Here is a 25,225-nt window from a genome sequence, read left to right as displayed (position 1 = left end):
CTCTAACTACCTATAACTGATCCGCAATGATAAGTTGCTACATATTATGAGAGTTTAAAATTATCCTCTTATTCACCAAGCCGGATAGTTGATTATCCGTTATGCGGAGAACGAATAAAGCAATTTAGGTAGAAGACTAAATTTAGTTTAAAAAACTTGAGTTAAAATAATTTACTATTGAAATATTTATTTAAGATAAAATAAAATCATAAATGAAATAAATAGAAATAAAAATATCTTTCATAAAAAAAGTGGATCCTAAGATCCACTTTTCCTTTTTTTAAACCATCATCTTTATCCGCGAACAAAAATATTTACATCCACTTTTCCGCGATATTCACCCGCTTTTGTGCCATCTGGTTTGCAAAGAGCCCATTTAATACCAAATATATCAGGTTGATTATTCCCCATATTGGTTCCACTTAGTTCGAGATCGGTATTATTGAACTTTAATAGATTGTTATTATTTTCATCAGCACATTTTAAATTCGGTGTTGAAGTTTGCTTATAAGGCAATCCTATCACCCAAGGTTTTTTGTTAGATACAGTACCATTAATAGGAGCTAAGACTAATTTATTTACATTACTGGGATCTAAACTTCCCTCTTTAATCACCGCTGACATATTTACAGGGTTGCCTAATCCACCACAGGATAATGTAAATACAGAATCTCTAATAACTTCATTCGTAAATGTCATATTTTCATTAATTTGTTGATTAGATACACCAGTAACAGCACAAGAACGTTTTACTGTTACATCTGCAATTACGTTAACTTGTGCAAAAAAGTCCCCACTAGCACTCCGACCAAAACTACCTACATAAAACGGAGTGCCTTTATACGTTAACTTACCTGGCGTTAAATTAGCATCAATATAAACAGGAAATGAACTTGGTGTTGTGACACTAACAACTTTTGAGCCACCACCAGGAACTGTTGTCGTTGCATAATTATGTGGCACAAAACATACATTAATGCTAGATGATTCTTTATCAACAAGACTACTATTCACCTGAAAAAATTGCCCCGAATAAGCACTTTGATAATTAGAACTAAAATTAGATAAACTGACATTGAAGTTAAATTGTGGTGTTACATAAACTGCCGTATTTGTATTATTGGAATGCGTTAGTTTTAGACCGTATTTATTAGTTTGCCCAGGAATTTTAGAAACAAATGTGGCATCACATCTCGTTTTTGACTGACTTAAAGAAATAATCGCATACTTAGTATCCCAAGAAGAGTTACTGCTAATATCATAAACAGGACTCCCAGGAAAACTACTAGTCCCAGTCAATGTACCATTTATATATTGAACTTGAGTGGGGCTAATATTCATATCAATCACCCCAGTTAAGCTTAATGTCATAGCACCCCTATCTGTTCCAGCTAAAACATTAAATGACGAAGTCATTAATACTGAAGTTAGTGATGCCATCATTAAATTACGCATTTTCATTGTTATGCATCCACCTATAAAATAAGGATTATTTTTTATTGGCAAGAAAGAGATAAAATTCTTATTGGTTGCTTGCTATTGACTTCAATATTACTTAAGCCACTATATGAAACGTTGCAGCTTTGCTGGTTTTTATTACCCCATTTCACTAACAGCTTACCATTATCAGGAAGCCCACTCATATAAAGCTGGCCATTTTCACCAACAATACCTGTATTCAAATCATTAGGATTATCAGCATCAATTAACGTCGCAATAGCGCCAAATGGGACAACACTTTTATTTTGAGAAAGATTTAAAATAGCTTGGAAGCCAATCTTTGTTTTAAAGGCAACCTTAACAATAGCGCCTTTTGTCGGAACGACATTTTGAGATGTGGATTGTAGAGTCGTATTATCAGGCAATGTATTTACATTTAATGCAATTGTGTTTTGGCGATATTCTGTAAGATATGGTGATAACGCATATCCCTGTCCATTAATCGCACCATTTCCTGAACTTAATTCAGTTCCTTTTGCTCCAGGTGCTTCAACAATAGCCATACTATTGCCCATACTTCTACCCAGCAATAAACCACCTGAATGTAAAAGTAAACCACCGTTCATGCTGCCATTAACATTATAATAGTCACTTGAATAATTATAATTTAGAGAGGATGTGCCATAGTTACCTGAATAATTAGCATATGCTGAGCCATTATTAGATTGACCTTGATTAGCCCAAGATTGAGAAATACCATAAGATAAGGAGTTATCAAATGCACTACCAGATAATCCAACTTGCTGGTTAGTTCTTCCATTATTATCATGGTTTATCATGTAAGTGCTATTAAAATTGTTGAGCGCAGGCGAATTACTAAACACACTAAATGGAACGCTCACATTAAAACTAATTTGCCTATTTTCAGGCCAACTATCATCTGATTTTATTCTATCAATACTGTAGTTAACGCCAAAATTAATACCACGAATATTTCCGTTATAACCCGTGGTAAGTTGAGTAACATTCTTATCTTGTTCCCAATAATTATAACGGCTACCAGATAAATAAATACTACCGTACTGACCTAATGATTGTGATAATGACGTTGTAAAACGACTTTTTTCTCGTTCACCTAACCACGGTGAAGTACCGTCTTTTAACCGATAATCTTCAGTATTAAATTGATTAAAATCGTAATAATCTTTAGTTGAAAAACGTAATGCCGTTAAGTCAACAGAGGTTCCTGTAGTAGTCATATTCTTAGAATAACGGAATCGATAAGATTGCCCATTTTGGGAGCCTATTGTATTAAAGTCAGCATGAGCATGTGTAATATCTGTAGACAGAGCACCCCAATTACCTAATGAAATTCCTATCCCAGAAGAAATAGCGTAATAATCTTTCGCACCTAATAACCCACCATAAAGAGTGACATCATGAGGTAAACCATAAATACCACTGGCAAGCAGAAAATCTGCTTTTTTAGAACCAACCGTTGTGCCACCATCAAATCGCCCAGTACTAATTTCATATTTCCAACCACCTGGCCTTAACATTACGGGTAATGATGAAAAAGCAACTGTAAATGTCCTTTCTGAACCATCTTCTTCTTTCACTGTGACATCTAAGTTCCCTCCCGAACCACTAGCATAAAGATCGGTTATTTTAAATGCACCAGGGGCAACATAAGTTTGATAAATGACATTCCCATTTTGTCGGATAGTAATTTGAGCATTAGATTGAGCAATACCACTCACATCAGGAGCAAAACCTTGCTGGCTGGCCGGCAACATTTGTTCATTAGAAACTAAACGTATTCCTTTCATTGGAATGCTATCAAAGACATCATTTCCTGTTGTAGTTTCACCAATAATAAATTCCGAACGTAAAGAGTAAAGATTACGAGAAAGATATGTATTAGAAAATTTATTACTATTATTACTTTGAGTCTCTGTATTATTTGAATTTCGAGTATATGTCTGTGTCATTGTCGAGCGTAAACGCCAATCATAAAGATTAAACCCCGCTCTTAATTGAGCAAAGAAGTTATCATTTTTTTGTTTTCCATTATTATTAATTTTATCGAAATGACTGTCGTTAGAAGAGTGTCCCCCGCTCAGCATATAATTAATAAACATAGCCGTAACACCACTATCAAAAGAGGCGGGGTCAATATAACCAACAGCCTCATTAGACATCACAATTTGAGGAAAACTAGTAATTAATTTTAGTTCTGATAAATTTACTTTTATTGATGCATCAGGTATATATTCAGTAATATCATAAATTACTTGATCATTTTTTAATGTGTTCAAATCAGGTATTACTTTAGTATTAACACCTAATTCATCTAATAACTCTCGCGTAATTTCAGGTACTACTTTGTTATTAGGCCCCTTTATTAAATCAATAATTATCTCACCCGTATTATTACCATTGACATAAACTAATAAAGATATTTTACCTTCAGGTAAAGCATCCTTTTGTGAAAACTGGCTTAAATCAATTTCATTTGCAGATGTACCTAATTGTCCATCAAGTAATGCGGGATCAAAATAATCTTCTGCAAAAGAATGAAATGAGAACAAAAAAAGTGATGTAAAAAAACTATATCTAAACATTGTCATTGATTTATTCATTTTTACACTCTTAATATTTATCTTTATAAAAATACACTTTTATAAAACTATTAATTTACTGTTTTCATTTTTTCATCTAATGGAAACATAAACTCATCTAATACTTGCCAATGAATAGATGTAATATTTTTTTCATTTGAAAATAAATATTCTTGTGTGCCAAAAGGAGGAACATTTTTCGACAACTCTTGCAGTTCGATTTCTTTTCCATTTATCTTTATTGTGTTAAAGGCAAGATAAATGGGTGAATCATTTCTAGCGATTATTTTATTACCATCAACCAACATTGATAATTTTTTTTCTGCATCTTTTATTTTTATACCTTCAAGAGATTTTGGACGATAATATACTTTAAAGTTTAATGCCCTAATAAAGTTCATCTGTACATTCGGTGTTTCTTCAGCTGTCGATGGGATTAATCGAAATTGAGCAATATAAACACTCTCTCTATCTGTTGGTAATTTACTTTCTGATCCCGTAAATTTAATTACCCATTCATAGTATTCTTCAGGTTCTATTTTTTGTAACAATGGAGTTAGAATAAAAGGAGGATTCTCTTTTTTATCAATTAATTGTAATCCTGTGGATTCATCTAACCATCTCATACTAGCTTGAATAAGATATGCTTTTTTTTCATTATTTCTTAAACCGATAGAGATGCTTTTACTACCTTCATTATATGTCATTCTTTGTAATGAAAATTCAAATGCATTATTAGCAGACCATGCTAATTGGCAATAAAAAAAACCTAATATCAAAGTAGTAATAAAAAAAATACGACTATTCAAAATGTTCATCTCATTATCCCTTATATTTGAATTCTTTTGATAACTCACCATAGTCGTTAATTATATGCCAACTAGCTTCTTTTATTGATTGTTCCGCCCATTCGGTCTTGCTATAAGGAGCTAACAAGAAAGTTCTATTATATTTTTTATTATCAACTTTAATTGATGTTAATGTCATATAATATGGCGTTGGGTTATCTAAAAACCATTTTCCTTCTTTTTCTTTAAGAAGGATTTTTTTGTAATCTTGTTCTGAAGGCCTTGCTATATTTTCAGGGCGATAAATAACTTTAATCACAAAATTAGTTATTAATACTAATTTTGATTCCTGTGACTCACCTTCATTAGGTCGTTTAGTGGAAGGTATAATTTTTGTATTCAAATAAAAGAGTGACTCTTTATCATTGGGTAAATATTGAGTATCTTTTAATAAAATACGTAAAGATGATACACTTTTATTTTCTAAACGAAAAACCGGAGGAGTAACGATAAAATTAGAGGATAAATTTCCATCAATTTTCTCAGTAACGCCAGCTTGTATTAAATAAGGCTGATTATCATCATTAGAAATATATATACTTTCACTTGAACTACCTTCGGTAAAAATAACTCGTGTTTTGCCTAAACTAACCCCTTGAGCATTAGCATTAAAATAAGTAAAAGCCAATATTAAAATAATAGAAATTTTTATAATAAAATTATTCATATAATATCTTAATCAACAATATACGAAAAAGTTAACGTTGCTGAAAACTCTCCGGCTTCAGGATCACAAGTTGCAGGATCTTTGCATTTAACATAGGTATAAAGTGTTTTTTCTAACTGATCTTTACTAATGTTATCCCAAACAGTATCTTCAGATTTAAAAAAATCCGCATTAAGATTAGATTGAGCGACATTATTTTTATTCGATACTCTGATACCAAAACTTTTAGTGAGATCATCATTAAAAGTAACCGTATTTAAAGTACTTTTTGCCTTCATCGTCACATAAGTATCAAAGAAGTCATTTGTTTTACAGTCACTCAGTAAAACCTTTATCGGTATAGGTTCTATAAGATTATTTTTAATTTTATTCGATTGAATACTGCCAAAATCAACTTCATTGTTACTTGTACCAGAAACAGAGAGCTTACAAGTTTGTTTATCAATAATCATGTTAAAGTCAAATTCAATACTTTGAGCACTAAAACTGATAAAGAGTGCAGGTGTAATAAATAAACTTAACAAATTCCTTTTCAATAGAAATATATTCATATTTACTTTCTCAAGGTTGTATAAGTGTTAATGCTAATATTGCTTTTAGCGTGCCAGGATTAACCGCTGAACCGTCTTTCTTAACGAGCTCTACTTCAAAATCTTTATTTTTATTACCGTTTCCAGTTGTAATAAAAACAGAACTTGTCCCGGCATTAAAATTAACTAAAGAACAATGACCGTTTTTACAATCGTACAAAGCAAAACTTGCATTGGTTGGATTATTCACCGGTGATATTTTGTTATTTGCAATTTCTGTTCCTGATCCCGCTTTGATAACAACTTCCATATCAGGTGTTTCATCAACATAATCTTGACAAAGATAGTTAACAGAAAAAGGTATTTTGTTTTCTTCTTTTACACCTATTTCATCAACATTTTGCATTAACGTTGATTGAGAAAATTTCACCGTTTGGTCTGATAAAGTAAAAGCACATGTACCTTTTGTTACTGAGCCTTTTACGATGACAACCGCAGAATCATCAACAGCGCTATGCCCATAAAAAGAAACACAGGCTAATAATGCGCCCAACACAATTGGCTTAAAATGTGGCTTTATGTTCATTAAATCCACCTAAATCATCTATTGTACGCCATTGAACACTTCCTTTACTTACCCCTATAGGTAAGGCATATTTTATCGAACTATAAGGCGCGATCATGGCATTGTTATTGGCCAAACTAACATCTAGCTTTATATTGTTGACAGAAAACCCAGCAAAATTGACGTAATAAGGAGAATTATTGACTACCTTTAATTGCTTTCCTTCCACACTAAATCCTAATTTCTTTTGCGCATCCTCTGATGTCATCGGTAAGTTTTTAGGTCGGTAGAAAAGTTTTATGACATTATCAAATCCCACACTTAAGCCCGCTGTGTCAGAATTATTGTTTTGTCCAGGGATCATCTTTGCATGAAAATAAAAAATACTTTCTCTATCTTTCGGTAAAGAATTACTCATGATATAAATTTTCACTTCATGCCTTGATAAACTATTAATTCTAAAAAGAGGTGGCGTGACTTGAAATACAACAGGGTTTTCATCAGAGGAAATATAAGTTTGTACCAAATAATTTATTTTTGGCTCTTCATTACGAACAATAACACCTACACTATTTTCACCTTCAGGATAAATAATACGTGTAGCGTTTAAACCCACACCTTTGGAATAAGCAAGTGGAGATATAATCATTAGTAAAATAACAAAAAATTTTCTGATTCTATTTGTAACTTTAATCATTATATTTCTTCTTTAATGAGAGGCTCTATTAGATAGAGCCTCTAAAAATTAAGTAATATTAGTTATAAGCAACAGTAAAAGTAACTGGTACTTTTAATTCATCACTTGTTACTGCACCATTTGTTAAATACAGACCAGCAGTCATCGGAATACGACCAGTGCCGTCTTTAATGATCTCTTGTCCTAATGTCAGACCTGTTTCAACATTTGGTTTAACTAAAGTATTACTTGCTGTTGCTAACAATTTTACAGCTAAAGAAGCTGCTGTTGCGTTAGCAAACATTTCAGAATCAAAGTTTGATTTATTACCACGAGCATAAAGATTGATTGTTCCATCAGCTGCTAATGCTGCTGTACAATTAGAAAGCTCTAAATTAAACGTCTTGTTATCTCCTAATTGATCACCGACGTTTTTACCAGAGACTTCATCACTCGTAAAAGTTCCCCAATCAATTCTAGAACCTTCTGTTGTTGAAGAAACATCACAACTTGCGGCACGAATTAATGCTTCGAATGACACAGTTGTACCCTGTGTTACAGCAAAAGCATTGCCTGCAACCATAAATCCAGACAACACGATAAACGGAGCAACTTTCTTAATTAAAGACATATTGTTACCTTTCGTTTTTTAAATAAATCGCCTATTGAAATTAGCTATATTCTCTTAATTATCTTATTGGATAAAATTTAAGAAACTATATTTTCTAATTCCCTTAAAGAGTAGCACAACAATTTAAATTTACTCATGGAGTGTGTTTAAATTGCGAAAAGATAATTATTCAAAAAACTTTATTTATAAAGTAATTTCTTTATTTTTAGGATATATGCCTAATCTTTAATTGAGCATCAATATAATACTTTAAAAATAAAGGATATATTTAAAATATATAGACTTTATTTTTCATATATATAGATATATTCAAATTAATATTTAATTTAATATTAATAGGTAAAAACACTTAGATATAAACACTTAAGAATAAACTTATATTCCACATAAAATTATTTTTAAATTTTTTTATTTAAATAAGTAAATACACTTAATTTCATTGTGTGCAAATCAACCATTGGTTATTTATTAGCCTAATGTATTCTATTCTTGTTTATCTAATGTAAAAAAAATGGCCTCATTACTGAGGCCATTTCATTTATCATTATTTCAATTTTTAGGATATTACTTTTCTGGCATTTGTGGCATTGGGCGACGGAAACGACGAGTGATCCATACCATATAAAGAAGACCTATTGCCCCCCAAACAAGTCCTAATTCCATAGAACCAGGTTCAAGGTTTATCCACAAGACGCCCATTGTCGCGGCACCAATAATCGGTAATATCAGGTAATTAATGTGATCCATTACCCCTTTATTACGGCGCTCGCGAATATAGAACTGTGAAATAACAGACAAGTTCACGAAAGTAAACGCAACTAACGCACCAAAGTTAATTAACGCCGTTGCAGTTACTAAATCAAAGAACACAGCACCTAGCGCTAAGAAACCAACTAATAGCACGTTAAATGCAGGTGTACGCCATTTAGGATGTACGTAACCAAATGTCTTCTCTGGGAATACCCCATCACGTCCCATTACATAAAGTAAACGAGCAACACCAGCATGAGCTGCCATACCTGATGCTAATACAGTTACACAAGAGAACACTAAAATAATGGACTGAAATAAAGCACCAGCAACATACAACATTATTTCAGGTTGTGACTCTTCTGGGTTTTTAAATCGTGAAATATCAGGAAAATACAGTTGTAAAAAGTAAGAAACTGCAATAAAAATGATCCCACCAATCAGCGCTGTTAAGAAAATCGCTTTAGGAATAACTTTACCTGCATTTGGTGTCTCTTCTGACAATGTACTGATACCGTCAAAACCTAAGAATGAGAAACAAAGTATTGTGGCTCCGGTTATCATAGGTATTAATTCAGCATCCACAGATGCAAACGGTCTAAAGGTCCATAACTCCCCTGCACCTTCCCCGTTATATACGCCGTGAATAAGTAACCCTACAAACACAACCATTACTGCAACTTGCACAATAACAATTGCTGTATTTAAGTTAGCAACAACGTTAATACCACGTAGGTTAAAGAACGTCATTAAAGCCACTAAGCCAAATACAAAGATCCACGGTTCAACGCCCGGGAATATTGCTTGTAAATAGATTTTCGCCAATAGAATATTGATCATTGGCATAAATAGATAGTCCAATAAAGAAGACCAACCTACCATAAAGCCGACATATGGACTCATGGATTTTTGAGCATAAGTGTATGCCGAGCCAGCTGATGGAAAACGCTTAACCAATTTCCCATAACTTACCGCGGTAAATAAAATTGCAACTAAAGCTATTGCATACGATGTTGCTACGTGACCATTAGTAATGCCAGAAACGATGCCAAATGTATCGAAAATAGTCATAGGCTGTAAAAAAGCAAGCCCCATCATGACTACCTGCATTAGGGTCAATGTCTTACGTAGTTGAACGCGATTGTTAGCACCGGTTTGGTTAGTGCCGATAGAGGAGATGACGTTATCTGACATTCGCGAACCCTCCCATAACTTCGGTTTGAGTATTCAATAAACTCAACCGATAGTTACTGGGAAGACTTCGCATCTGCCTATAAACAGAATAGAATGAAGTTTTTAAGGATGTGTATGTATTTAGGAGACGCCGTGCTCCGTAGTCATCATTACCGCAGGTACCGTTTGGCCCGACTGCGAAAGAGAATAATTGTACCATATTAGCATTCCTCTATCACGACAACCCTTTCTCTAAGGGGCTGGCTGCTAATCAAATTATGTTATCTATTCAGACTCAAGTGAATCTGACCTCTTGGTGTAGTAATAAGTAAAAATGCAAAAAAAAACCGATGCACTTTAAACGCATCAGTCATATTTTTAGTGGGCGCATTTTGCACGTCTCAGACTTAAATAGCAATACATTTTCATCAAAAAGCCCCCTTTTTTTACGATCTTTTCAATTCGCAAACTATGTCAACCTATAACGCTACATTTAATTAACAATAGGTGTGCTTTTATCACAAAGATTAAGATATAAATACTCAAAAAAACAGAATTTCACTCAAACAAAAAACACTCAACAAGCTGATAAATAACAATAAAAAATAAAATAAAATCTAAATCAATACCAATCCACAAAAATAAGACATATAAAATACATTAATAAGATTAATGTTAATAAATTGCTAACAAACACTTGTTTATATAAAAAGACCGACTTTTAATAAAAAGTGTTTGTTTTTTAATAACCTGTTTTACATAAATAAAAAGCAAGAGGATGAATTAAGAAAAAAATGACAGATAATACGTAGAAGTAACAATCAAACAGTCAGAATAAAACAGTTGATAAGATAATTTATTGAGCCAAATGTAACCCCCAATATTTAATTTTTCCAATCTTAATTCTGAACAAATAAAAAACAATAAGTGATAAAAAAAGACTCCAACAAGTGGAGTCTTAATGACACAAACTGAGGGTAATAAATTAGAAGTTGTAATTCAAACCAATATTGTAACGACGGCCTTCTAATGTAGTATTAAAGTTTTCATAATTAATACGACGATCAAACACGTTATAGACACCACCAATCACATTAAGCTGTTTGGTTAAGCTGTAACTAGTACCAATGTCAACAAATGCATAAGAAGGTGTACCTTTCGCCATTGAGGTGCGTGATAAGTAATCCGAGGTTTTACCACGGAAGTTAATACGCGCCCACGTTTCCATTTCTGGCGTAGTTTCCCAATTTAAAGTTGCGTTTGCCATATGGCGAGGCTGTTTATTTAGAGGTTTACCATTAAATGCCCCACTCTTCTGCTCTGAATCTGTGAAAGTGTAATTAGCTGCTAAATTCCATTCAGGGGAAATCGTCCAGTTTCCTGTAACCTCGATACCACGCATATTGGCTTTATCAACGTTTTCACGTGAGCTCACGAAATCATAGACATGACCAAAACCATCACTTGCCTCACATTTTCTCGATGAATCTTTGTCGCAAACACGTCTTTCCATAATTTTATCTTTAAAATCAGTGTTATAAACAGTAAGGCTTGCGGTTAGATTATCTCGATTATCCCAGATCAGGCTAATTTCCTCAGTTACTGATTTTTCTGGTTTTAAGTCAGCATTACCGAAAATAACACCGTCTAAGCGCCCACCACCCGTAACTTGTCCCCACGTATTTGTTGCTTGGCGTAAATCCGGTGAGCGATAACCTGTAGATACCCCACCTTTTAGTGTCCACTCATCTGCCATATGCCACACACCGTAAACACGAGGTGTCCAGTGCGTACCAAAGTTTTCATCTTTGTCCATACGCAAGCCACCGGTTAAGGCGAAATCGTTGGTCATTGCCCACTCATTCTCAGCGAATAGTGCCCAGCTATAACGATCTAATTTATTGCTACCTTTTAACTTATTGCCTTCATCTTTTAATTCTTCATAACGATATTGTGCCCCCACACTTAATGTATGGTCACCCAAAATAAAGACGGTTTGGTTACGTACCGTAGTATCGTCATAATCCATTTTGCGAGATGGGTTGCGACTTTCATCACGTTGAACGTAAGTATTCATTGTACCAAAATCATAGATACCATCATGAGTTAACGCATAATGAGTTAACTCATAGTCAGTAAAGCTACTTTCAGGTGCTTTGCCTCGACTAGGTAACCCTGATTTTGAATGCCAAACACGTGAGTCGCGGTGTTGATTATCTTTCTTAAACTCAAAATCAATCGTATTTTTTTCATCAGGCGTCCAACTTAAAGTACCACCACCTGTTGCAGTGATTTGACGATTATAGCCATTGACTATTTTATCCTCACTACGATGTGAATATTGACCTTGAATTTTCAAACTTAATACGTTATCGATTAATGGGCCACCAGCATAAAAACTTCCTTGATTGGTGTTACCTGAATCTTTACGCTCTGTGATAGTACTGTCTGCACGTAGGCTAAAGTTCCACTCTTTTTGTGCTTTACGAGTAATAATATTAATAACCCCACCCATCGCATCAGAACCATATAAAGAAGACATTGGGCCACGTACAACTTCAATACGTTCAATGGCAGGTAAAGGCGGTAACCAGCCTTGTTCAATACCTGAGTTATCACTATTAGGACGCGTCTCACGCGAGGCAACACGCTTACCATCAACCAAGATCATAGTATATTTTGGATCCATACCACGAATACTGATATCGGAACTACTTCCACCACCTGTTACCAATACGCCTGGAACATCTTTTAACGCATCTGTCACGTCACGATAAGACTTAGTTTCTAATTGTTCACGTGTCACAACAGAAACTGACGCGGGTGCATCTTCAACTGTTTGTTTAAACCCAGAAGCGGTTGTTACAAGTAATTTTTCTACATTTTCTGCTGTTGCAGTCATAACAAAACTAGATGCAATTGCAGCAACAACACTAAGCGCGATTTTATTTTTATTTAACACTACCATTCCCGATTCTCCAAGAATATATATTCTTTACATTTTATATAGATGGACAGATCGACAATTGCTCAGAAATTAGAGTAATTAATAATTTTAATTACCCTTCGTTATTTTAATATTATTTTTATATCCCTATTTACTGCATTCCTATATTTACTTCATTTTCTCTTTTACTTCTCTATATTTTATCCACTAAACCATCAATAATAATTTGAGGCATTCCTTGTGAACAATATTCCAATCGACCTTGAATGCCATAAACATCAGCAAGGCTTTGCGCCGTAATAACCTTATCAGGTGTGCCTTGCGCAATTAACTGCCCTTGTTTTAGCATTAATACATATTCACCATATCGTAAGGCTATATTGATATCGTGAACCACGACAATAGTAATAATATTTCGCCGATGTGTTTCTTTTACGATCAAATTCATTACATGATATTGGTAATTAAGATCTAATGCGCTTAAGGGCTCGTCTAATAATAATAAAGAGGGTTGTCTAATTAATGATTGTGCAAGCCCAACTAATTGTTTTTGACCACCCGATAATTCATCTAAATAACGTAAAGCTAAATACTCAATATCTAATTGACGTAATAAGTGTATGACCTGTGCTTCACTATGTTCATTATGTAATCCACCTGAAGCACGCTGAGCGACAATAATGGATCCTAAAACGTGTAAATGAACACCAGCAGGTAATGTTTGTGGTAAATAGACAACATTTTGCGCACGTTGTACAAAATTCATTGATGTCAAATCATCGCCATCTAAGCTAGCAACACCTGATGATCTATTTAATCCCGCTAACGCTCTTAATAATGTTGATTTTCCACTCCCATTTGGCCCTAATAATACGGTGACTTTTCCTTTAGGTAAGGGATCTATATCAAGTGACTTAATAATAAGATGCCTAGCATAACCTGCACTAAAGTCTTGAATTTTTAACCCTTCAATCATTAGATATTCCCTCTATGACGTAAAATCATGCTGAGGAAAAATGGCACCCCCACTAATGATGTCACAATACCGACCGGAATAATGACACCAGGTATTAAATTTTTAGAAGCAATTGACGCCAATGATAAAACTAAAGCACCGATTAATGCGCTTGCTGGTAAATAAAATCGGTGATCTTCTCCAAACATCATGCGAGCAATATGTGGGGCAACTAATCCGATAAAAGCAATTGGCCCAACAAAAGCAACCGCCAACGCTGTTAAAATACTGATACGCAACAATGAGCCTAATCTTAAACGTTTTACATCAATACCAAAGCTAATCGCCCTGTCTTCACCCAATCGTAATGCAGTTAATTTCCATGAATTCAGCCATGAAATTACCATAATGACAGAAAAAGCCCCTGTCATAACACCAAGCTTTATCCATGTTGCGCGTGCTAGACTTCCCATTGTCCAGAAAACAAGCCCTTGAAGAGTGTCTTCTGTCGCAATAAATTGCATCATTGAAACCAACGCGTTGAAAGTAAACACCATGGCAATACCAAAGAGCACAACACCAGATGTCGGAACGCGAGTCCAACGAGTCATCCCGTCTAATAACAAGGCGGATAGCAACGCAAAAAGAAAGGCATTGACTGAAATAAACCATTGGTCAGGAATACCTGGAATACCAATACCTAACACAATAGCCAATGCCGCACCAAATGATGCTGCATTTGATAAACCTAAGGTGAATGGGCTCGCTAAAGGGTTATTTAAAATGGTCTGCATTTCTGCTCCCGCTAACCCTAGCGACATACCTACCACCACAGCTATTAAGGCATAAGGTAAGCGAATATCCCATACAATCACTCTTGAACCTGCATCAACAAGCTCAGGTTGAAAAAGTGTTGTGAATAATTTATCCAGTGATAAACCGGAAGGCCCCATCGTGAAATCCAACACGACTGAAGCACAAATAATTAAAACGATAACCCCTAGCCATAACATACGCTGACTCATCATTTTTCGATAATGCGCTTTCACGTTATCTGATGTGCTTTTTGCTAGTTCTTCTGCGGTAAGTCGCTGTGACGTAATGCTCATATCAATTGTTGTACCCAGTCTTTTTTTATCTTTTTCTGTCTTTGCCTGTGCTTTATGAAGACAAAAACATGCCGTACAACTCATCAAATACTTTTTATTGCTATGGAGCAAATTATCAATCCGGGACGATTTATCTAACAAAGAAATGAGTCGCCAAATTATTATACTGTGAAATACATTCGTTGTGTAATTTATTACATTACGATAAGTTTTTGCTCTGAAATATTGAGAGATATAAGGATTAATTATTATCCGACTTATTACATTGAGCATAATATTTACAATCAATAACGCTGTTATTTTATTTATCAGCAAATGAAATATATGATAACAATAAAGCAAACAATAATAATTATCAATGCGATTGCTAATATAATTAGAGTTTTTGTATATTTTCTATAACGGTTAGATTAAAAAAATAAAAAAGCGCTCGTTTAAATGTGACTATGATCACAAAACGAGCGCCTTACTTTATTGATTTATAGGTTATTTTTTATTCGTAATATGCGTTGGAAATTCCATTTCGTTATAACGGATAAAACGAGTTTTCTTCACAATTTTATAAGTAAACCAGATTAACAAGAATAATGGGATACCAATATAGGTTGCAATAGCACCATACCAATCAATCGTATCTTCCAAAAATGCTTGGTAATTTTGACCTAATGTAATAATTAAACACAGGACAAAGGCAAAAATTGGACCAATTGGGAAGAAACCAGAACGATAAGGTAAATCATTTAAATCGCGTCCTTGTGCAACATAACCTTTACGGAAACGATAATGACTTATCGCAATACCTAACCATGCAATAAAACCTGTCATCCCTGATGTATTTAATAACCATAAGTAGACAGTCTGGTTTCCATACATTGAGCTTAAGAAACACAGAGCCGCAACAACGGTTGTTGCATAAAGTGCATTACGTGGTACGCCATTCTTAGACAGTTTACCAAAGCATTTTGGAGCTTTACCTTCTCTTGCTAGTGTAAACAGCATACGTGTTGAGGCATACATGCCGGAATTACCCGCAGAAAGTACCGCAGTTAAAATGACAGCATTCATAATTGCAGCTGCAGACAATAATCCAGCATTTTTAAAGACTAACGTGAATGGGCTAACGCTGATATCGCCAACATCATTACGTAGTAAGTTTGGATCAGTATAAGGAATAATTAAGCTAATAATTAAGATAGCAAAGATATAAAACAGCAAAATACGCCAGAAAACTTTACGCACAGCTTTGGGAATATTTTTAGCTGGATCTTTAGATTCCCCTGCTGCAATACCAATTAATTCTGTACCTTGGAATGAGAAACCGACAATCATTGCCACGCCTATCATAGCAGCAAACCCACCCGCAAAAGGTGCATCACCAATTTCCCAGTTATGCCAACCTGCGTTTTCAGCCCCTTTCATAATGCCAGTGATCATCGCAATACCTACAACAATAAAGATAATCACTGTGGAAACTTTGATCAAAGAGAACCAATATTCAGCCTCACCAAATCCTTTTACAGAAATATAGTTAAGCAAGAAAATAACGCCAAGAAATAAAGCACTCCAAATCCAACCATCAACATCAGGGAACCAATAAAGCATCACTAATTGTGCAGCAACAAGGTCAACAGCAATCGTGACTGCCCAGTTATACCAATAGTTCCAACCTAATGCGAAACCAAAGCCTTCTTCTACATACTTAGAACCGTAAGTTGAGAAAGAGCCAGATACAGGCATAAATGCGGCTAATTCACCAAGACTTGTCATTAAAAAATAAACCATCAGCCCAATTAGAGCATAAGAGAGTAATGCCCCACCTGGTCCAGCTTGAGCAACAGTAGCACCTGATGCGACAAAAAGCCCTGTACCAATTGAACCACCAATAGCGATCATCGCCAAATGTCGCGCCTTTAATTCTCGGCGCAAAGTTTGCTGTACTGCGCCCGACTTAGCAGCACTTTTTTGTTGTTCTGACATAACATTCCACTTTTATATTCACTTTTCTGACAAAGATTGTAGCAAATCTGTCGTTCGTGAATAGCAAGGATCCATGATTATAAGATACCTTCATAATCGGGCGTCAATTATTAGCAATTTATGAAAAATTGCTGATTAAGTGTTCAGCATTACAATATGCCAGCAGTTTTTTCAGCGCATCTGAGACATGTTTTTGACGGTGGTAAACCAGATATAAGGTACGTTGTAATGTCAATCCTTCTACTTTTATCTCTTTTAATGAGCCGTTATTAATTTGCTCTTCAATCACTCGACGAGATAAACAACTAATTCCCATTTCATACATCACTGCGTGTTTTATCGCTTCTGAATTACCTAATTCCATTTCAATGCGATACCCCGGTAAAGAAGCAAAAAGAAGGTGATTAAGTACATCTCGTGTGCCTGAACCATTTTCTCGCAAGATCCAAGGCGCAGATTGCAAATCAGCTAATGTTATCTTTGATGCTTTCGCTAAGGAGTGATCAGGAGAGCAAAATATAACCATTTCATCTAAAAGCCATTTTTGGCTAATTAGCTCAGAACTTTGGCAAGCCCCTTCAATAAGCCCTAAATCGACCCGAAACTCACTCACGAGTTTAACGACTTCTTCGGTATTGCCAATACTCATCTCTAAGGGAATATCAGGATAATTACGATGAAAGTTACCCAGCATTTGTGGAAGAATGTAATTGCCTATTGTGGTACTTGCTGCAATACGTAAAGCACCATTTCCAGCTTGGAACAGTTGCTCAACTTCCGTCGCACGTTCAAGTAAAGATAATGCTCTGGGATAAAGTAATCGCCCATGTTCGTTTGTGACAAGACGTTTTCCCACTCTATCAAAAAGCTGAACCCCTAATTGGCTTTCAAGATCAGTTAAAGAAGCACTGACAGCAGATTGAGATAAAGCAAGCTGTTGTGATGCTTGCGTTGTAGAACCACTCTTGAGAACTTCAGTAAAGACTTCCAGTTGCCGCAACGTAATTCGCATATCCATTCCACCTTTGAGCTGTCATTGAAATAACATACTATCCACAAACCAGTAACATACCAAATACATTTAATAAAATACACCTATATTAGTTTTAGTGGTTATTATTATAAAAATAATGAGTTTAATAAATAAGATTGATTGTTATATGCTTATGCAAAATTCATATAAGCAAGGTTTTTCTATGTCAGAGCAAAGTCAATCTATTACATTGGCGAAAAAATGTTTTACTCCAGTTTACCGCTGGCTTCCTGGTTTATTACTAACAGGTGTATTAACTGCGCTTGCCATTTATATTGGTGATATTCCTTGGTTTTCGAGTATGGGTTTAGGCGCCTTAACATTGGCGATCCTTTTCGGCATTATTGTAGGTAATACTTTTTATCCTGTTGCCAAACCGTATAGTGATGAAGGCGTCAAATTTGCTAAACATTATTTATTACGCACAGGTATTATTTTGTATGGTTTTCGGCTGACGTTTCAGCAAATTGCCGATGTGGGTGCAACGGGTTTAATTATAGATGCAATTATGCTGACATCGACTTTTCTTATTGCAATGTGGATTGGTCGAAAATATTTTGGCTTAGATGAACAGACCGTGATCTTAATTGGTGCAGGTAGTAGTATTTGTGGTGCAGCAGCTGTTATGGCAACGGAACCCGTCGTCAAAGCACAAGCAAGCCAAGTTGCTGTCGCGGTTTCTACCGTCGTCATTTTCGGTACTATTGGTATTTTCCTTTATCCTTGGTTTTATCACTTAAATGCATTTGCAGGTTGGCTACCATTTACAGAAGAAACCTTTGGTATTTTCTCTGGATCAACGATTCATGAAGTTGCTCAAGTAGTCGCAGTCGGACATTCAATTAGCCCTGATGCTGAAAATGCAGCAGTGATCAGTAAAATGATCCGCGTAATGATGTTAGCGCCTTTTTTAATTATTCTTTCAACATATTTAAGTAAAAAGAAAAGTACAGCCAACACTGGTGCACAAGATAATGAGAAGAGTCCAATAACTATTCCTTGGTTTGCGGTATTCTTTATTTTAATGGCTGGCTTTAACTCTTTAAATTTAATTCCTGCGTCTATTGTTAGTTACATTGTGACCATAGATACTATTTTATTAGCAATGGCAATGGTTGCGTTAGGCTTAACAACGCATATTAGTGCCATCCGCCAAGCTGGCGTTAAGCCACTATTATTAGCTTTATTTCTATTTTTCTGGCTAACCCTTGGTGGCGCTGTTATCAATATATTTATTCAATCGGCGCTGATGTCTTGAGATAACATGTGACGCCCCATTTATTTTCGCCTTGAGAAGTATTTTCATTATTGCGCAACTTTTTAGTTGCGCTTTTTTGCTTTTATCACCTCAATATGATGTTATACCTCTGTAATTTTGTTATCGTGGTGTGAAATAAATCTAAGGAGAGAAGTCATGAAATTTGTTGGCGCACATGTCAGTGCTGCTGGTGGCGTCGATCAGGCGGTATTACGCGCACATGAAATCAAAGCCACTGCGTTTGCCCTTTTTACTAAAAACCAGCGCCAGTGGAAAGCCGCACCATTATCTACAGAAGTTATTGATAAATTTAAAAAGAACTGTGAACTTTATGGTTATGGCCCTTCTCAAATTTTACCCCATGACAGTTATCTAATTAATTTAGGCCACCCTGAAGAAGAAGCACTTGAGAAATCAAGAGTGGCTTTTTTAGATGAAATGCAACGTTGTGAACAACTTGGTATTGAATTACTTAATTTTCATCCAGGTAGCCATTTAAATAAGATCGATGTTGATAAATGCCTACAAAAAATAGCCCAATCCATTAATATCACTTTAGAAAAAACCAAAAACGTTACCGCAGTGATTGAAAACACGGCAGGGCAAGGTACAAATTTAGGTTATCGTTTCGAACATCTTGCTGCGATTATTGAAGGTGTTGAAGATAAATCTCGAGTAGGTGTTTGTATTGATACTTGCCACACTTTCGCTGCTGGTTATGATTTAAGGACCCGCGAAGAGTGTGAAAAAACCTTTGCTGAATTTGAAAGCATTGTCGGTTTTCAATACTTAAAAGCAATGCACTTAAATGATGCAAAAAGCGAACTAGCAAGTCGAGTTGACCGTCATCATAGCTTAGGTGAAGGCAATATAGGTAAAGTTCCTTTCAGCTATATTATGCAAGATACACGTTTTGATGGTATTCCACTGATTTTGGAAACCATTAACCCTGATATTTGGCCTGATGAAATCGCGTGGTTAAAATCACAGCAAGCATAAACTTAGTTTACTTTGCGGTTTATTTTAAAATAAACCGCAAATAACTTTATTTAATCGGTGTTAACTCAATTTTAGTCATCATCTGTGCAATTTGACTTCTATCTTTGATCCCCACATCAGGCTGACTCACCGATAACGCAGAAATAGCGGTTGCCAAACGCAAAGTATGCTCGCTAGTTTGGCTCATCAATAAACCATAAACTAATCCTGCAACCATAGAATCACCAGCTCCCACTGTACTTATTACATCACAATGTGGGGGGTTAGCTAGCCAAGCACCCGATGCATTTACCCATAAAGCACCTCTTTCACCTAATGAGATAACGACATGTGCAATACCTTTATCTCTCAATTGATGAGCTACTTTAATAATATCCGTCATTTCAGTCAATGAATGCCCAATCCATGCTTCCAACTCACGATGATTCGGTTTTATTAACCAAGGCGCAGCTTTCAATCCCGCCACTAACGCATCTCGACTACTATCAAAAATAATGCAGGGGCACAATTGTCTTAATTTAATCATCCATTGAGTAAAAGCGTCTGGATCAATACCACTAGGTAGGCTACCACTAACAACCACCATATCAAAATGCCCTAGCCAATTAAGTGAATCTGTTGCAAAGCGTTGCCAGTCTTGTGGTGATACCGTAAATCCTGAAAAATTAAAGTCAGTAACCTGCCCCTTTCCTTCAGTTAACTTCACATTAATGCGTGTGCGGCCGGAGACAAGATAAAAGCGGTTAGCCATCCCATTTTCACTAAAGAAGTGCTGAAATGCTTCTTGATTTTCGCGTCCCATAAATCCGCTGACAGTAACATCTATTCCTAAATCACGTAAGACTTTCGCAACATTATTACCTTTACCCGCAGGATTAAGCCCAGCTGTTCGGACTAAATTAACACCACCTACGTCAATCGTAGAACAAGCACCAACAAGATCATAAGCGGGATTTAAAGTGATCGTAGCGACACGGCGACTCATGTCTTTACTCTCCAATCGTTTTTATTATGAATATTTAGGGGCTATATATAGCACTAATTAACCTTTAATTCAGTGAAATTGCGTCGGTTATTCTTGCACTCTCGCTATCCAGCAAGGACAATAGTGCCCATAAAAAACGACTTATTTTATCCATTATTGATAACTATATAAAAAAGCAAGGAGTCTAGAATGTCAGTCGTGGTTGGTGTTGGTGTAATTATCGTAAATGAAAAAGGGGATGTGTTATTAGGAAAACGTTGTGGAAAACACGCGCCTTATTGGTCAATTTTTGGTGGTCATGTTGATGATGGCGAAACCTTTGAACAATGCGCCATTCGTGAAATAGAAGAAGAAATTGGTATTACTATTACATCACCTCAAGTAATTGGTATTAGCAATAATCTAGAAACTTACCGATTAGAAGGTAAACACACTGTCTCTATTTGCATGATTGCACAATACCAAGGTGATGAGCCCAAATTAATGGAACCAGACAAATGTTCTGAAATCCGTTGGTGTTCACCTAATGATTTACCTGAACCTCATTTTGAAGCCAGCCGTAATTCTATTGCATTATGGAAAAATAAACAGTTTTACCAAGACTAATTAAAAGTCCCCTATCATCTTCATTATTCTGAATATTTTTCGTTCAGAATAATGGTTTCTTCTTCTATTTTTGCTTGAAATAGAAACTTATTTAATACTCTATTTCTTTATTATTTCTGATAATGCCTACACTAATCTATTGATTTATATAATCACATTCTTCTATTGTATTATTTTTGCTCACTTTTTTCTTTTATATAGCACAATAACCTCTATTTACACTCTGTGCACAAACGTGTATTCTTCACACTATCAAGCTAGTACACTGAGTCAATTTTATAAGGACATCTTATGTCAGAAGTCACATCAATAACTAAGCGCCCATCCATACTTGGTGGCGCAATGATCATTGCAGGTACTGCCGTCGGTGCTGGCATGTTTTCTATCCCAATTGTGACTTCCGGTGTCTGGTTTACTGGGTCTATTTTTCTATTGATTTATACTTGGTTTTGTCTGTTTATGTCAGGATTAATGATCTTAGAAGTGAACCTTCATTACCCTTTAGGCTCAAGTTTTCATACCATTACTAAGGACTTATTAGGAAAAGGCTGGAGTACCATTAATGGGTTATCTATTGCGTTTGTTCTTTATATTTTAACTTACGCCTATATTTCTGCCGGAAGCTCAATTATCGTACAAAATTTTTCAGGGATGATCAGCATACCACAAGCTATTGCTGGCTTAGTATTTGCATTGATTGTTGCTTTCTTTGTTTGGTTATCAACACGTGCAGTCGATAGATTAAGCACAATTTTAATTGGTGGTATGGTTATCGCGTTTATCTTAGCCATTGGTGGATTATTTACAGAGGTAAAAATGCCTGTGTTATTTAACACCAATGAAAATAATGCAAGTTACTTACCTTATGCTTTAGCCGCACTCCCTTACTTACTGACCTCATTTGGTTATCACGGCAATATTCCAGGCTTAGTCACGTATTATCGTAAAGATGGCAAAGCCGTCATGAAGAGCTTGCTGATAGGTACATTAATTTCACTGGCAATTTATATTTTATGGCAGTTTGTTGTACAAGGTAATATTCCTCGTGAAGGCTTTAAACAAGTCATTGCTGATGGTGGGAATATTGGTAACTTATTGGCACAAATGCGCTCAACAACTGCCAATGCCACTGTATCATTGTTACTAGACTTATTCTCTTATATGGCATTAGCAAGTTCATTCTTAGGTGTATCATTAGGATTATTCGATTATTTAGCTGATTTCTTTAAATTCTCAAATAATAGTAGCGGTCGATTAAAATCAGCATTAGTGACATTTATACCACCGACTATTTTAGCCATTATTTTCCCTGATGGTTTCTTATATGCCATTGGATTTGCTGGACTGGCAGCGACTATTTGGGCTGCAATTATTCCAGCTTTAATGGCAAAGGCCAGCCGCCAACGTCATCAAGCACAAAGCTTTAAGGCTCCCGGTGGTATGTTTATGATTGGATTTGTTATTTTGTTTGGCGTCATTAATGCTGGTGCACATATTTTAGCAAACTTTAATCTTCTTTCTATCTACCGTTAATACCTTCACTAAAAGCCAGCTGATGCTGGCTTTATTTTTCATAAAATCTTATAAAAAAATGTGCGAATAACTTGCCAAGTTTCTACACTGCGAGTAATTTTGTCGCCATTATCGTCAATGTTATTTAATGGAAGGTTTTATATGGCAAAAGCCAATGAAATTAAGCGTGGTATGGCTGTTAGTTATAACAATAAATTATTACTGGTAAAAGATATCGATATTCAAGCACCAAGTGCTCGAGGTGCAAGTACTCTGTATAAAATGCGTTTTACCGATATCCGTACAGGTCAAAAAGTGGAAGAGCGTTTTAAAGGCGACGATATGGTAGATACCATCAACTTAACTCGCCGTGCTGTCAGTTTTTCTTATATTGATGGTGATGAGTATGTCTTTATGGACAATGAAGATTACACACCTTATACCTTCAAAAAAGATCAAATTGAAGATGAATTACTGTTTATTCCTGAAGAAGGTTTAGCGGGAATGCAAGTATTAACAATGGACGGTCAAGTCTTAGCATTAGAACTGCCACAAACTGTTGATATGGAAATTGTTGAAACTGTTCCAGGTATTAAAGGTGCGTCAGCAAGTGCACGTACGAAACCTGCAACATTACCAACTGGATTAGTTATTCAGGTTCCTGAATATCTTTCTACTGGCGATAAAGTGCGTATTCATATTGCTGAACGTCGCTATATGGGCCGAGCTGACTAATCAATAGTCAAAAAAACCTACTCATTAGCACATCGCTAATGTTGTTTTAAATAGGTCAGATAATCGTAAGAAACCCAATGTGACAAACGATTATTTGACTTGTTTATCTTTGTTATCCTTCTCTACTATCCTCGAATACTTTAAAAGTATTGAACGTCAATAACGCCATTTTTTTGAGCATTATCCATCCAACGGATCTCGGCCTTACCCATATCTTGAGGTAAAATAATGGTTTGTTGAGATTGATTAAAAGAAGCAGGAACGATGGATTGAGTAGATGTAAACACTTTGTTATGTTTGTAACACTGATATTCAGCTTTATCTAATGTGAAATTCATCTCACATGCAGGATCGACGATCGCCCCCCGCAGATAAATCTGTCCTGTTGTTTGCATGGGATCAGATGCCCAAGCTAATGATATCGAACTGGAAACGAGAAGACTACATACTACGGTCAGATATTTTCTCATAACGACCTCACTTCTTGTTTGCGCTAGCAGGTATGAGGATCACACCTACCCGACATGTTTTCATCATAGCAATAAAATATGACATTCATATAAACATGAGAAGAATATTTGATGTCTATCAAATATAAACGCTCGATATTTATAAATAAGAAATCAACGTTGATTAAACTTAAGCCAAATATTTAAAAAATAAATAACACTATAGAGAAGAATTAAAAAATATTTAATTAACTCTATAATTTTTACTATTTTAACAATGAAAATTTAGTTATAAACAATATTCATTATAGCTAAATGATCATTTATCCATTTAATATTCATAGAACCTTTATTGTTAATCAGTTTAGAGCTAAAGTGCTTATTCCTTTCTAACTGATATTGAGATTCTTGCATTTCCTTTCCATCCCAACAACTTGTTTTAAAAGTATTTTTATCCATATCCATTAGGCAATTTCCTTCAACAATTGCACCAACAAACGTGATTGTTCCAGAACCAATAACTTTATTTTCTTTACTAAAAGATGGAATACTAAATAATAAAGATAAGCATATAGCTGTAATATATATCTTTTTCATTTTGAATCTCCTTTGTTATTGGAGTGTAAGGAGTCACAAGCCAATATGTTATTAAAGACATAACTAATATCGGCCTGTAACTTTTTTTATTTAACTTTTATCTTTAATTAAAGAATAGAAAACAATTATAAATTACTCAAATTACGACTATCAAAAAAAAAC

At 35.2% G+C, this 25,225-nt stretch carries 23 protein-coding genes; 5 read left to right on the top strand and 18 right to left on the bottom strand.

All coding sequences use genetic code 11. The features are described from left to right. Positions 1-294: 294 nt before the first annotated feature. The 15 genes from GWJ05_RS18030 to GWJ05_RS17960 all read right to left on the bottom strand — a co-directional run bounded on the left by GWJ05_RS18030 (position 295) and on the right by GWJ05_RS17960 (position 17,901). Positions 295-1,461 carry a hypothetical protein gene (locus GWJ05_RS18030; RefSeq protein WP_036937782.1) on the bottom strand — a complete coding sequence of 389 codons (1,167 nt, stop codon included), beginning with the start codon at positions 1,459-1,461 and terminating at the stop codon, positions 295-297. Between the two features lie 35 nt (positions 1,462-1,496). Beyond that, a complete protein-coding gene (locus GWJ05_RS18025) occupies positions 1,497-4,082 on the bottom strand; it encodes a fimbria/pilus outer membrane usher protein (protein WP_231135549.1) in 2,586 nt (861 codons plus the stop codon). 50 nt (positions 4,083-4,132) lie between these two features. Further along, positions 4,133-4,879: a fimbrial biogenesis chaperone gene (locus GWJ05_RS18020; protein WP_036937788.1), complete on the bottom strand. Its 747-nt coding sequence runs from the start codon at positions 4,877-4,879 to the stop codon at positions 4,133-4,135. A 4-nt stretch (positions 4,880-4,883) separates the two neighbouring features. Further along, positions 4,884-5,576: a fimbrial biogenesis chaperone gene (locus tag GWJ05_RS18015; protein ID WP_052038523.1), complete on the bottom strand. Its 693-nt coding sequence runs from the start codon at positions 5,574-5,576 to the stop codon at positions 4,884-4,886. Between the two features lie 8 nt (positions 5,577-5,584). Then, positions 5,585-6,127: a fimbrial protein gene (locus tag GWJ05_RS18010; RefSeq protein WP_161681538.1), complete on the bottom strand. Its 543-nt coding sequence runs from the start codon at positions 6,125-6,127 to the stop codon at positions 5,585-5,587. Between the two features lie 10 nt (positions 6,128-6,137). Next, entirely contained in the window at positions 6,138-6,692 is a 555-nt protein-coding gene (locus GWJ05_RS18005; protein ID WP_036937793.1) for a fimbrial protein, read from the bottom strand. After that, positions 6,670-7,368: a fimbrial biogenesis chaperone gene (locus tag GWJ05_RS18000; RefSeq protein ID WP_036937795.1), complete on the bottom strand. Its 699-nt coding sequence runs from the start codon at positions 7,366-7,368 to the stop codon at positions 6,670-6,672. Before GWJ05_RS18000 ends, GWJ05_RS18005 begins: the two co-directional genes overlap by 23 nt. Before the next feature lie 58 nt (positions 7,369-7,426). Further along, the gene (locus tag GWJ05_RS17995; RefSeq protein ID WP_036937797.1) at positions 7,427-7,978 is read right to left on the bottom strand and encodes a fimbrial protein; all 552 of its coding nucleotides are present in this window, start codon (positions 7,976-7,978) and stop codon (positions 7,427-7,429) included. Positions 7,979-8,542: 564 nt separating this feature from the next. Continuing rightward, positions 8,543-9,922 (bottom strand): APC family permease, encoded by a 1,380-nt coding sequence (locus tag GWJ05_RS17990; RefSeq protein ID WP_036937800.1) that lies wholly within the window; start codon positions 9,920-9,922, stop codon positions 8,543-8,545. Beyond that, positions 9,912-10,121: a hypothetical protein gene (locus GWJ05_RS18820; protein WP_072024210.1), complete on the bottom strand. Its 210-nt coding sequence runs from the start codon at positions 10,119-10,121 to the stop codon at positions 9,912-9,914. Before GWJ05_RS18820 ends, GWJ05_RS17990 begins: the two co-directional genes overlap by 11 nt. A 765-nt stretch (positions 10,122-10,886) precedes the next feature. Beyond that, positions 10,887-12,869, bottom strand: coding sequence for a ligand-gated channel protein (locus GWJ05_RS17980; RefSeq protein ID WP_036937803.1), 1,983 nt, complete (start codon positions 12,867-12,869; stop codon positions 10,887-10,889). Positions 12,870-13,041: 172 nt separating this feature from the next. Then, a complete protein-coding gene (locus tag GWJ05_RS17975; RefSeq protein WP_161681537.1) occupies positions 13,042-13,824 on the bottom strand; it encodes an ABC transporter ATP-binding protein in 783 nt (260 codons plus the stop codon). Beyond that, on the bottom strand, positions 13,824-14,831 hold the full coding sequence (locus GWJ05_RS17970; RefSeq protein WP_373364690.1) for a FecCD family ABC transporter permease: 1,008 nt from the start codon (positions 14,829-14,831) through the stop codon (positions 13,824-13,826). The genes GWJ05_RS17975 and GWJ05_RS17970 overlap by 1 nt, the downstream gene beginning before the upstream one ends. A 567-nt stretch (positions 14,832-15,398) precedes the next feature. Continuing rightward, positions 15,399-16,889, bottom strand: a complete 1,491-nt coding sequence (locus GWJ05_RS17965; protein WP_036937808.1) for an amino acid permease — start codon at positions 16,887-16,889, stop codon at positions 15,399-15,401. Positions 16,890-17,007: 118 nt separating this feature from the next. Next, complete coding sequence (locus GWJ05_RS17960) at positions 17,008-17,901, bottom strand: LysR family transcriptional regulator (RefSeq protein WP_036937811.1); 894 nt, start codon at positions 17,899-17,901, stop codon at positions 17,008-17,010. A 184-nt stretch (positions 17,902-18,085) separates the two neighbouring features. Here GWJ05_RS17960 and GWJ05_RS17955 point away from each other — a divergent pair, with 184 nt between their 5' ends. Beyond that, on the top strand, positions 18,086-19,180 hold the full coding sequence (locus GWJ05_RS17955) for a YeiH family protein (protein ID WP_036937813.1): 1,095 nt from the start codon (positions 18,086-18,088) through the stop codon (positions 19,178-19,180). 156 nt (positions 19,181-19,336) lie between these two features. Further along, positions 19,337-20,179: a deoxyribonuclease IV gene (nfo, locus tag GWJ05_RS17950; protein WP_036937815.1), complete on the top strand. Its 843-nt coding sequence runs from the start codon at positions 19,337-19,339 to the stop codon at positions 20,177-20,179. Between the two features lie 46 nt (positions 20,180-20,225). On the opposite strand, the gene fruK is transcribed toward nfo, so the two are convergent. Then, a complete protein-coding gene (fruK, locus tag GWJ05_RS17945; protein ID WP_036937816.1) occupies positions 20,226-21,164 on the bottom strand; it encodes a 1-phosphofructokinase in 939 nt (312 codons plus the stop codon). A gap of 189 nt (positions 21,165-21,353) precedes the next feature. On the opposite strand from fruK, the gene GWJ05_RS17940 reads away from it, so the two are divergent. The 3 genes from GWJ05_RS17940 to yeiP all read left to right on the top strand — a co-directional run bounded on the left by GWJ05_RS17940 (position 21,354) and on the right by yeiP (position 24,017). Then, the gene (locus tag GWJ05_RS17940) at positions 21,354-21,770 is read left to right on the top strand and encodes a nucleotide triphosphate diphosphatase NUDT15 (RefSeq protein WP_036937817.1); all 417 of its coding nucleotides are present in this window, start codon (positions 21,354-21,356) and stop codon (positions 21,768-21,770) included. Positions 21,771-22,061: 291 nt separating this feature from the next. Then, complete coding sequence (gene mtr / locus GWJ05_RS17935) at positions 22,062-23,303, top strand: tryptophan permease (RefSeq protein WP_161681536.1); 1,242 nt, start codon at positions 22,062-22,064, stop codon at positions 23,301-23,303. Positions 23,304-23,444: 141 nt separating this feature from the next. Continuing rightward, entirely contained in the window at positions 23,445-24,017 is a 573-nt protein-coding gene (gene yeiP, locus GWJ05_RS17930) for an elongation factor P-like protein YeiP (protein WP_036937819.1), read from the top strand. Between the two features lie 140 nt (positions 24,018-24,157). Here the strand turns inward: yeiP and GWJ05_RS17925 are convergent, their stop codons facing one another. Both GWJ05_RS17925 and GWJ05_RS17920 read right to left on the bottom strand, forming a co-directional pair. Continuing rightward, on the bottom strand, positions 24,158-24,487 hold the full coding sequence (locus GWJ05_RS17925) for a hypothetical protein (protein WP_036937820.1): 330 nt from the start codon (positions 24,485-24,487) through the stop codon (positions 24,158-24,160). A gap of 264 nt (positions 24,488-24,751) precedes the next feature. Beyond that, positions 24,752-25,063 carry a hypothetical protein gene (locus tag GWJ05_RS17920; RefSeq protein WP_036937822.1) on the bottom strand — a complete coding sequence of 104 codons (312 nt, stop codon included), beginning with the start codon at positions 25,061-25,063 and terminating at the stop codon, positions 24,752-24,754. Between the last annotated feature and the right edge of the window lie 162 nt (positions 25,064-25,225).

Source organism: Proteus sp. G2626 (assembly GCF_009915985.1).
GTDB lineage: Bacteria > Pseudomonadota > Gammaproteobacteria > Enterobacterales > Enterobacteriaceae > Proteus > Proteus vulgaris.
Note: the sequence above shows the minus strand (reverse complement) of the source record. Positions and strands in the feature narration are given on the sequence as shown.

Coding starts and splice junctions, on each gene's coding strand:
- GWJ05_RS18000 (WP_036937795.1), bottom strand. CDS start 7,368: ATGATTAAAGTTACAAATAGAATCAGAAAATTTTTTGTTATTTTACTA.
- GWJ05_RS17995 (WP_036937797.1), bottom strand. CDS start 7,978: ATGTCTTTAATTAAGAAAGTTGCTCCGTTTATCGTGTTGTCTGGATTT.
- GWJ05_RS17965 (WP_036937808.1), bottom strand. CDS start 16,889: ATGTCAGAACAACAAAAAAGTGCTGCTAAGTCGGGCGCAGTACAGCAA.
- nfo (WP_036937815.1), top strand. CDS start 19,337: ATGAAATTTGTTGGCGCACATGTCAGTGCTGCTGGTGGCGTCGATCAG.
- GWJ05_RS17920 (WP_036937822.1), bottom strand. CDS start 25,063: ATGAAAAAGATATATATTACAGCTATATGCTTATCTTTATTATTTAGT.
- GWJ05_RS17980 (WP_036937803.1), bottom strand. CDS start 12,869: ATGGTAGTGTTAAATAAAAATAAAATCGCGCTTAGTGTTGTTGCTGCA.
- GWJ05_RS18030 (WP_036937782.1), bottom strand. CDS start 1,461: ATGAAAATGCGTAATTTAATGATGGCATCACTAACTTCAGTATTAATG.
- GWJ05_RS18020 (WP_036937788.1), bottom strand. CDS start 4,879: ATGAACATTTTGAATAGTCGTATTTTTTTTATTACTACTTTGATATTA.
- fruK (WP_036937816.1), bottom strand. CDS start 21,164: ATGAGTCGCCGTGTCGCTACGATCACTTTAAATCCCGCTTATGATCTT.
- mtr (WP_161681536.1), top strand. CDS start 22,062: ATGTCAGAAGTCACATCAATAACTAAGCGCCCATCCATACTTGGTGGC.
- GWJ05_RS17970 (WP_373364690.1), bottom strand. CDS start 14,831: ATGATGAGTCAGCGTATGTTATGGCTAGGGGTTATCGTTTTAATTATT.
- GWJ05_RS18010 (WP_161681538.1), bottom strand. CDS start 6,127: ATGAATATATTTCTATTGAAAAGGAATTTGTTAAGTTTATTTATTACA.
- GWJ05_RS18005 (WP_036937793.1), bottom strand. CDS start 6,692: ATGAACATAAAGCCACATTTTAAGCCAATTGTGTTGGGCGCATTATTA.
- GWJ05_RS17925 (WP_036937820.1), bottom strand. CDS start 24,487: ATGAGAAAATATCTGACCGTAGTATGTAGTCTTCTCGTTTCCAGTTCG.
- GWJ05_RS17975 (WP_161681537.1), bottom strand. CDS start 13,824: ATGATTGAAGGGTTAAAAATTCAAGACTTTAGTGCAGGTTATGCTAGG.
- GWJ05_RS17990 (WP_036937800.1), bottom strand. CDS start 9,922: ATGTCAGATAACGTCATCTCCTCTATCGGCACTAACCAAACCGGTGCT.
- yeiP (WP_036937819.1), top strand. CDS start 23,445: ATGGCAAAAGCCAATGAAATTAAGCGTGGTATGGCTGTTAGTTATAAC.
- GWJ05_RS17955 (WP_036937813.1), top strand. CDS start 18,086: ATGTCAGAGCAAAGTCAATCTATTACATTGGCGAAAAAATGTTTTACT.
- GWJ05_RS18015 (WP_052038523.1), bottom strand. CDS start 5,576: ATGAATAATTTTATTATAAAAATTTCTATTATTTTAATATTGGCTTTT.
- GWJ05_RS17960 (WP_036937811.1), bottom strand. CDS start 17,901: ATGCGAATTACGTTGCGGCAACTGGAAGTCTTTACTGAAGTTCTCAAG.
- GWJ05_RS18025 (WP_231135549.1), bottom strand. CDS start 4,082: ATGAATAAATCAATGACAATGTTTAGATATAGTTTTTTTACATCACTT.
- GWJ05_RS18820 (WP_072024210.1), bottom strand. CDS start 10,121: ATGGTACAATTATTCTCTTTCGCAGTCGGGCCAAACGGTACCTGCGGT.
- GWJ05_RS17940 (WP_036937817.1), top strand. CDS start 21,354: ATGTCAGTCGTGGTTGGTGTTGGTGTAATTATCGTAAATGAAAAAGGG.